This is a genomic window from Agrobacterium sp. LY4 (assembly GCF_001526585.1).
In the GTDB taxonomy this organism is placed as follows: Bacteria; Pseudomonadota; Alphaproteobacteria; order Rhizobiales; family Rhizobiaceae; genus Agrobacterium; species Agrobacterium leguminum.
The window spans coordinates 93,100-100,576 of the sequence record NZ_ASYA01000016.1; the positions used below are offsets into that span (position 1 = coordinate 93,100).

The window sequence follows — 7,477 nt, forward strand, 5'->3', positions numbered from 1 at the left end:
TCCCGTTGGCGTGAATAAAAAAGGCCCCGCATCCGGAGATACGGGGCCAGTTGCCTTGGGAGGCTCTTGGTTTCTCAGTCCTCGTTGGCGGCAAGCTGCGTCAGCACCTCGCCACGGCCGCGGATACGCATGATAAGCGGGATGATGAAGGCGGCGGCTGCCACGATGAAGAGGCCAACGGCAATCGGCGAGGTGAACAGCACCGTCGGATCGCCCTGACCGATGGCGAGCGCGCGGCGCAGCTGCTGTTCGGCGAGCGGACCGAGGATGAGGCCGACGACCGCAGGCGCAATCGGATAACCGAAGATGCGCATGATATAGCCGAGGATGCCGAAGGCAAGCAGCATGCCGAGTTCGAAGACCGACGGGTTGGCGCCGATGGTGCCGAGCGTCGCAAACAGCAGGATGCCCGCATAAAGCCATGGCTTCGGAATGGTCAGCAGCTTCACCCAGAGGCCGACGAGCGGCAGGTTCAGAACCAGCAGCATCAGGTTGGCGATGAACAGGCTGGCGATCAGGCCCCAGACGAGCTGCGGATTGGTTGCGAACAGCAGCGGGCCGGGCTGAAGGCCATATTGCTGGAAGCCGGCGAGCATGATGGCGGCCGTTGCCGTCGTCGGCAGGCCGAGCGTCAAGAGCGGAACCAGCGTACCGGCGGCGGACGCATTATTGGCGGCTTCCGGACCGGCCACACCTTCGATGGCGCCATGGCCGAATTCTTCCGGATATTTGGTCAGCTTCTTTTCGGTGGCATAAGACAGGAAGGTGCCGATTTCAGCACCGCCCGCCGGCATGGCGCCGATGGGGAAGCCGATCAGCGTGCCGCGCAGCCAGGCTTTCCAGGAGCGTGCCCAGTCCTGCGCGCTCATCCAGACGGAGCCTTTCACGGCTTCGACCTTGTCCGGGCCGGTGCTGCCCTGGGCGACGATGAACAGCGTTTCGCCGATGGCGAACATGGCGACCGCAAGCGTCGTTACTTCGACGCCGTCGAGCAGGTCGGGAATGCCGAAGCTCATGCGGGTCTGGCCGGTCAGCTGGTCGATGCCGACGATGGCAAGCGCAAAGCCGATGAACAGCGAGGTGAGGCCGCGCAGCGCCGAATCCCCGAAGGCGGAGGAAACCGTGACGAAGGCGAGCACCATCAGCGCGAAATATTCACGCGGGCCGAAGACCAGCGCCAGCTTGACGATATAGGGCGCGATGAAGGCGAGAGCGATGGTGGCGATGAGGCCGGCGACGAAGGAGCCGATGGCGGCGGTGGCCAGCGCCGGACCGCCTCTGCCCTTGCGGGCCATCTTGTTGCCTTCGAGCGCGGTCACGATCGAGGCGCTTTCGCCCGGCGTGTTGAGCAGGATCGAGGTGGTCGAGCCGCCATACATGCCGCCATAATAGATGCCGGCGAACATGATGAGCGAACCGGCGGGATCGAGCCTGTAGGTAACGGGCAGAAGCAGCGCCACGGTCAGCGCAGGGCCGATGCCGGGCAGGACGCCGACGGCGGTGCCGAGCGTGACGCCGATCAGCGCATAGAGCAGGTTCATGGGTTGGGCGGCAACCTCAAGACCGTGCAGCAGGAATTCAAAGGTACTCATGGACAGATGTCCCCCAAGTGGACCCGATGGGCGGGCGGAACGACTGGCTTTTGCGTCATCGCGCGCCAATTGTTCCTGTGATCTCGAATTTTGGTCGGAATGGCTGTTAGAAGAGCAGCCGTTCCAGAGGCCCGGCGGGCAGTGAAAGCTGCAGCAGCCGCGCGAAGATGAACCAGATGAAGAAGCTCAGGGCGATGCCGATGGGGATCGAATACCAGAGCTTGCGTTTGCCGAAGGCGCGCGCCGTAAAGGCGAAAAGCAGGCCGGTGGCAATGGAGAAACCCGCGACGTTGAGCAGCAACATCTGCGCGGCAAGGCCGGCCACGACCCAGATAACCGGGGCGATTTCCTGTTTGTCGCGTTCGGGAAAATCGCCGCGCCAGGCCTCAACGGCCGTCCACAGCGCCAGGCCGACAAGACAGAAGCCGATGGCATAAGGCACGGTTGCCGGGCCGACCGGCGAATAACCGGTGACGCTGGCGAGACGGGCGCTGTCCCAGAAGATCACCGAGGCGATGATGACGAGGAAGATGGCGATCGCCAGCGCCGCCCAGTCAGGGCGGCGCTTTTGATGCTGCGAAGGGTTGGAACCCTGGCTCATTTTACCAGTCCGATGTCTTTGAGGATGGCGGCGGTGGCGTCGGTATCCTTGGCGAGCTGCGCCTTGAATTCGTCACCGGCGAGATAGGTGTCCATCCAGCTCTTGGTCTTCAGGGTTTCCTGCCACTTGGCGGACTTCACCAGCTTTTCGATGTCGGCATTGACGGCCTTTTCCTGCTCCGGCGTCAGGCCGGGAGGAGCAGCGACCATGCGCCAGTTCTGGACGACGACATCAAGGCCGCTTTCCTTCAGCGTCGGCGCATCAACGCCTTCCAGCTTCTCTTCACTGGAAACCGCGAGCAGGCGCAGCGTGCCGGCCTTTACCTGGCTTTCGAATTCGCCGTAGCTCGAAATACCGGCAGTCACCTGCGAGCCGAGGATCGAGGCAAGCGCTTCGCCGCCGCCGGAGTAAGCGATGTAGTTGATCTTGGTCGGATCGACGCCGGCCGCCTTGGCGATCAGGCCAACGGCGATATGGTCGGTGCCGCCGGCGGAGCCGCCGCCCCAGGAAACGCTGCCCGGATCCTTCTTGAGCTGGTCGACGAGGTCGCCGATGGTCTTCAGCGGCGAGGATGCCGGAACCACGATGGCTTCATATTCGCCGGTCAGACGGGCGATCGGCGTTACTTCCTTGAGCGTGACGGGCGCGTTGTTGGTGAGGATCGCGCCGACCATCACGTAACCGCCGACGATGAGGGCGTTCGGGTTGCCCTTCTGCTGGCTGGCGAACTGTGCAAGACCGATGGTGCCGCCGGCGCCCGGTACGTTCTGCACCTGAACGCTCTTGGAAATGCCTTCTTCCTGCAGCACGGTCTGCAGGGAGCGCGCGGTCTGGTCCCAGCCGCCGCCGGGATTGGCCGGGGCGATGATGGTGTAATCCGCTGCAACCGCCGGAAGCGCGATCACGCCCGCCAGGAATGTGCCGATAAGAAAATGCTTCACTTGGAAAACCCTCCTCAGGATGCCCTTTTTGGGCGTCGTTTTTCGTTTATGCGGGGGGCTTTTCGGACGCGTCTGCGCCGGCGCTGAATGCTCAGCGTGGGGCCTTGGCAATCCTGGATTTCCTCCCGCATCTTCTTCCGCCTCCACGGAATGAAGAAGAATTGCAGAGCATCACAGAAAGCTGTCATCTAACTGACGCTACGCAAGTCCTTGCGCATTTACTCTCTATTAATTTGTATCGGACGTCTACTGTGGCGTGTGGGTCAGCGCCTTCAAAGCTTGTCGCTACCTCATCCCTGTGCCTGTCACAGGGATCCAGCCGGCGCGCGTCTGCGCGGCGAGAGGAGTCCTTTCAGCCCAAAGACTGGGGCTGGCTGGATTCCTGTGACAAGCACAGGAATGAGGGATGGTGGGGCGCTCAAATCTACTGCGACCGCAACGCCTGGTTCCAGCGCTCGATCAGGCGGCTGCGCTTGACCTGGTCCAGATAGACCATCAGGCCGGGGCTGACGGGCACGGGGCGCAATTGTGCACCGTGGATGGCCTGCATGGTATTGGCGGTGTTTTCTCCCGCCACTTCCGGGCTGACGGCGGGGATCTGCAACTGCCGGGCCATGATCGTCTGGCCCTCCTTCGACATGAAGAATTCCAGATAACGGCGGCCGAGCGCCGGGTTGGCGGCGGCTTCCGGCACCAGCCCGATGCGCGACATGACGACGGTATAATCTTTCGGTAGCACGATGCCGACATCGGGGTGGCGCGAGGCCCAGTCCGCCGCATAGGAGCCGAGAATATTGTAGCCCAATACGAAACGGCCGTCGGAAACACGCTCGAGAATGGCCGAGGAGGTGGAATAGACCTTCACGCCCGCCGCACCCATGGCCTTGATGACGTTCCATATATCGCCGAACTGCTCCTGATCGCGCGACATGAACAGGAAACCGACGCCGGAGCGTTCGATGTCGTAAGTTGCGATACGGCCATGCACCTCCTTGGCATGACGTTCGAGATATTCGACGAATTCGGCGCGGCTGGCTGGCGGTTCTTCGGTGGTGAAGCTCGGCTTGTGATAAACGAAAACCGCCGGCTCGAAGGTCAGCGCGTAAGCGGTGTTGCGCCAGTTGGCCCAAGCGGGCCAGCGGGCGCTCATGGCGAGGTCGGAACGCTGGGCATAACCGTCATTGCTCAGTTTCACCTGCAGGTCCATGGCGGAAGAGAACGCGAAATCGGCAGTCTTTTTGCCGGCGTCGGTTTCCTTCACGATGCGGTCGTAAATCTCGCCCGTCAGCATATCTTCGTAATGGACGGCGATATCGGGATTGGCCTTCTGGAAGCCCTCGATCATCGGCGTCGCCAGCGGTTCGTCCAGCGAGGAATAGACCACCAGCGTCTCGGCATCCGCCTTGCCGGAGGGTGCCGGAAAGATGGCGACTTGCGCAAGCGCTGGCGAGGCCGTGCAAAGACAGAGACAGAGAAGAAGGCAGATACGCATGGAAAAGATCATGCAGCAGGCGCTGGCCATTCACAAGCGGTAAGGGTCTGGTTAAACTCGGCAATGCTGTGGGAGGGAAGATTTGCGTATTTTGCTGGTCGAGGACAATCAGGTGCTGTCGGAGGGGCTGTCGGCGCTGCTGCGCGGCAGCGGTTATGCGGTGGATGTGGTTTCCGATGGCGCTTCCGCCGATGCGGCAATTGCGGCTGAAAGTTTCGATCTGGTCATTCTCGATCTCAACCTGCCGGAAATGGACGGTATCGAGGTGCTGCGCTCCATGCGCTCGCGTCAGGACAAGGCGGCGGTGCTCATCCTGACGGCGCGCGGCACGCCGGAGGAAAAGGTCAAGGGGCTCGATCTCGGCGCCGACGACTACATGATCAAGCCTTTCGATATCACCGAATTCGAGGCGAGGGTGCGGGTGTTGCTGCGCCGCAATGCCGGTCTGCGCTCCTCGGCGCTGAGTTTCGGCAAGGTGCTTTTCGATCTCAATTCCCGCACCTTTTCGGCGGACGGGCGCCCGCTCGATATTCCGGCGCGCGAGGTGGCACTCTCGAAGTGCTGTTCATGCGGGCCGGCAAGGTCGTCGCGAAGGAAGCCATCGTACAGTCGCTGACCGGCTTCGATGACGATATTTCCGCCAATGCCATCGAGCAATATGTCAGCCGCCTGCGCAAGCGGCTCGCGCCCCACGGGCTGACGGTGAAGACGGCGCGCGGCATCGGTTATTATCTCGAAAAGCTGCCGGAGATGGCTGAATGAGACAGGCCGCCTATTCGCTCAGGCGGCGACTTTTAGGCTGGCTTCTCATTTCCACCGCCATCATCGGCTGCGTTGCGCTGACCGATACCTGGCGCGAGGCGGTCAATACCGCCAATGTCGTTTCAGACCGGGTACTATCAGGTTCCGCACTTGCCATCGCCGAGCGGGTGGTGGTTGCAGAAGACGGCTCGCTGGAAGTCGACATTCCCTATGTGGCGCTGGAAATGCTGACATCGGCCGCACAGGACCGGGTGTTTTACCGTGTCGACGGGCCGAACGGGCAATTCCTCACCGGCTACCAGAACCTGCCGACGGTGGAGAACCCGAAGGGCGATACTCCCGCTTATCGCGATGCCGTGTTCCGCGACGAGCCGATCCGCATCGCCGCCATCCGCCGTTTCGCTTCCACCGGCATCAATTCCGTGCCCTTTTCCGTAACGGTCGCCGAAACCACCATTGCCCGCAGCCAGCTGGCGCAGGCGATCATCCTGCGCTCGGCGCTGCGCCTGCTGTTGATGATTGTGGGGGCGGCGATCATCGTCTGGATCGCGGTGACGATTTCGCTCAGACCGCTTTACCGGCTCAGCGAAGCGATTGCCGAGCGCAGCCCGAATGACCTGCACCCCATCCGCCAATCCGTGCCGGTGGAGGTGGAAAACCTGGTGGAAACGGTCAATTCCTTCATGGTGCGGCTGCAATCGGCGCTCGATGCGCTCCGGCATTTCACCGGCAATGCCAGCCACCAACTACGCACGCCGCTCGCCATCATCAGCACCCAGCTTGCGCTTTCCGCCCGTGCGGGAAGTTTAGAGGAAGCGCAGGCCGCGGCGCTGAAGGGTGGGGCGTCTGTGGCCCATGCCGAACATATCCTCGCCCAGCTGCTGCGCATGGCCAATATCGATGCCGCCGGTTCGAGCGAAAAGCATGATTTTTCCGTGATCGATCTCGTGGCCGTTGCGCAGAATGTCACGGCCGATTTCGTGCCGCGTGCGGCGGAAGCCGGCATCGATCTCGGTTTCGAAGGCGAGGGCGAGGTCGCCATTGCCGCCGAGCCGCTCCTGATCGGCGAACTGATCGGCAATCTCGTTTCCAATGCCATCAACTATGCCGGGCGCGGGGCGGAAGTCACCGTGCGTGTCGGCAGGGAGACAGGCGCCGTCTGGTTGGAAGTGGAAGATAACGGCCCCGGCATTCCTCCGGAAAAACGCGCCATGGTGCGCCAGCGCTTTGCCCGCGGCGAAGCCAGCGCCGCCCCCGGCGCCGGCCTCGGCCTTGCCATCATCGAAGAGATCGCCGGGCTGTTCGACGGGCGGCTGACATTGGAGGATGGCGCGGAGGGGCGTGGGCTGAGGGCGCGGGTGGTGTTCGGTGGCGTGGAAAAGGCGCCGTAGCCCGCCGGGTTTATCAGGCGGCCGTGTCCGCAGGCGATTTCGCCACCAGCGAGAGCCTGTAGCCCAGCGCGTCGGCGACCTTGGCAATCGTCGCCAGTTCCGGATTTCCCTCGCCGCTCAGCGCCTTGTACAAGGTCTGGCGGGGAAGGCCGGTTTGTCTCGAAAGGTCACTCATACCCTTGGCCCGCGCCACGACGCCCAGCGCATGGGCAAGTTCCTGTGCGTCGCCGCTCTCTGTGGCGTCGGCGATGTAAGCGGCAAGCGCTTCGTCACTATCAAGGTAGCGGGCAGCATCGTAATCGCGTGTCACAAGTGGCATGGTCTCACTCCTTGAGCGCTCTGGCCAGTTTCTTGGCTCTGGCGATGTCGCGGGACTGTGACGCCTTGTCGCCGCCACACAGCAATATAATGACGACATCGCCGTGCCGGACAAAATAGACCCGATATCCGGGTCCAAGGTCGATCCTGAGTTCGCTGACGCCTTCGCCAACCGGTTTCACGTCTCCGGGATTGCCATCCGCCAGCCGGTAAATGCGGCGTGCGATGCGCGCGCGCGCCTGCACATCGCGCAGACCCGCCAGCCAGTCGGCAAACTCGCTTGTTTCCCGGATCGTGAGCATGGTGCAATGTAAACTGTGGTTGTCATTTCGTCAATGACGAAGGGTTCACCCCATCCGCTCGGAAGCATAACTTCCCGG

At 62.4% G+C, this 7,477-nt stretch carries 7 protein-coding genes and 1 pseudogene; 2 read left to right on the plus strand and 6 right to left on the minus strand.

Annotated features, from left to right (window positions below):
• Positions 1-74: 74 nt before the first annotated feature.
• The 4 genes from L904_RS15820 to L904_RS15835 form a co-directional block, all read right to left on the minus strand.
• The gene (locus tag L904_RS15820) at positions 75-1,592 is read right to left on the minus strand and encodes a tripartite tricarboxylate transporter permease (RefSeq protein ID WP_020809148.1); all 1,518 of its coding nucleotides are present in this window, start codon (positions 1,590-1,592) and stop codon (positions 75-77) included.
• A 106-nt stretch (positions 1,593-1,698) separates the two neighbouring features.
• A complete protein-coding gene (locus L904_RS15825; RefSeq protein ID WP_020809149.1) occupies positions 1,699-2,193 on the minus strand; it encodes a tripartite tricarboxylate transporter TctB family protein in 495 nt (164 codons plus the stop codon).
• Positions 2,190-3,134 (minus strand): tripartite tricarboxylate transporter substrate binding protein, encoded by a 945-nt coding sequence (locus L904_RS15830; RefSeq protein ID WP_020809150.1) that lies wholly within the window; start codon positions 3,132-3,134, stop codon positions 2,190-2,192. The genes L904_RS15825 and L904_RS15830 overlap by 4 nt, the downstream gene beginning before the upstream one ends.
• 424 nt (positions 3,135-3,558) lie before the next feature.
• Positions 3,559-4,656 carry an ABC transporter substrate-binding protein gene (locus L904_RS15835; RefSeq protein WP_020809151.1) on the minus strand — a complete coding sequence of 366 codons (1,098 nt, stop codon included), beginning with the start codon at positions 4,654-4,656 and terminating at the stop codon, positions 3,559-3,561.
• 52 nt (positions 4,657-4,708) lie between these two features.
• Here L904_RS15835 and L904_RS15840 point away from each other — a divergent pair.
• Positions 4,709-5,388 (plus strand): annotated as a pseudogene (locus L904_RS15840) (response regulator).
• Positions 5,385-6,779, plus strand: a complete 1,395-nt coding sequence (locus L904_RS15845; RefSeq protein ID WP_020809152.1) for a sensor histidine kinase — start codon at positions 5,385-5,387, stop codon at positions 6,777-6,779. The pseudogene L904_RS15840 and the gene L904_RS15845 overlap by 4 nt, the downstream one beginning before the upstream one ends.
• 13 nt (positions 6,780-6,792) lie before the next feature.
• Here L904_RS15845 and L904_RS15850 read toward each other — a convergent pair whose 3' ends face one another.
• A complete protein-coding gene (locus L904_RS15850) occupies positions 6,793-7,098 on the minus strand; it encodes an addiction module antidote protein (RefSeq protein ID WP_035263682.1) in 306 nt (101 codons plus the stop codon).
• 4 nt (positions 7,099-7,102) lie between these two features.
• A complete protein-coding gene (locus L904_RS15855; protein ID WP_035263680.1) occupies positions 7,103-7,399 on the minus strand; it encodes a type II toxin-antitoxin system RelE/ParE family toxin in 297 nt (98 codons plus the stop codon).
• Positions 7,400-7,477 lie beyond the last annotated feature (78 nt).

Excerpts from the sequence above, each read along its gene's own strand:
- L904_RS15820 (WP_020809148.1), bottom strand. The coding sequence starts at position 1,592 with ATGAGTACCTTTGAATTCCTGCTGCACGGTCTTGAGGTTGCCGCCCAA.
- L904_RS15825 (WP_020809149.1), bottom strand. The coding sequence starts at position 2,193 with ATGAGCCAGGGTTCCAACCCTTCGCAGCATCAAAAGCGCCGCCCTGAC.
- L904_RS15835 (WP_020809151.1), bottom strand. The coding sequence starts at position 4,656 with ATGGCCAGCGCCTGCTGCATGATCTTTTCCATGCGTATCTGCCTTCTT.
- L904_RS15845 (WP_020809152.1), top strand. The coding sequence starts at position 5,385 with ATGAGACAGGCCGCCTATTCGCTCAGGCGGCGACTTTTAGGCTGGCTT.
- L904_RS15850 (WP_035263682.1), bottom strand. The coding sequence starts at position 7,098 with ATGCCACTTGTGACACGCGATTACGATGCTGCCCGCTACCTTGATAGT.
- L904_RS15855 (WP_035263680.1), bottom strand. The coding sequence starts at position 7,399 with ATGCTCACGATCCGGGAAACAAGCGAGTTTGCCGACTGGCTGGCGGGT.